This window comes from Flavobacterium bomense (assembly GCF_003970355.1).
Map to the genome: position 1 here is coordinate 289 of NZ_RYDJ01000245.1, position 802 is coordinate 1090.

The following is an 802-nucleotide window of genomic DNA, read 5'->3' on the forward strand; positions in this document are numbered from 1 at the left end:
ATGTATGTGAGAACTACAAAGCCAGCATTTGCATACCAAAGCGTGGGTGGACAATCTCAAGCGAATCAAAACTTATTTTTTGTTCCTCCATTAAACTGTTCTACTCCAAGTATAGTAAACAACATTCCAATGATTGAACAAATTGGTTCCATAAGTTTTACAACAAATAGCGGATTAAATATCGTCACCGAAACTGGATCAACTTTACAAATAGGAATTGATGGAACAAACTACCCTATTTCCAGTCTTCCTTCTGGAGTTTCAGTAACTCTCCAAGCAGTAATCGCCAATCCTGCTTTTGAAGTGTACAGCATCACAGGATTGAGAGGTAATATCGCTGTGTTTTCGAATAAACAAGTCTATGTCTCTTATTTTGGCTCAAGTGGTTTTGCTACTTATGGTGGTTATTATTCAGGTTTTGACGTGAAACCAGAAATTATTTCCGAAATAAAAGTTGGTGCCACTTCTTCTTGTATCCCAGATGTAATATTAAAAATTAGTTCTTTGACCTCCTATGATTCTTTTGAATGGTATAAAAATGATGAAATAATACCCGGGGAAATAAGCAATTCATACACTCCAACTGAGCCCGGATTTTATCAAGTAAAAGGTACAAATTCAAACTGTGGCACATTTGTCTTTTCAGATAAGATACCTGTAAGTGACTGCCCTACTGATCTTGACAATGACAAAGTTTATGATAATATCGATTTAGACAATGATAATGATGGAATCCTAAACTGCACTGAATCTTACGGAAATCAAAACATTGATATTTCGAATTCAAATGCAGGAAATATTA

1 pseudogene is annotated in these 802 nt (G+C 35.0%); it reads left to right on the top strand.

Going from position 1 to position 802, the window contains the following annotated elements:
- Nucleotides 1-802, top strand: a pseudogene (locus EKL98_RS17055) (T9SS type B sorting domain-containing protein); the annotation flags it as partial.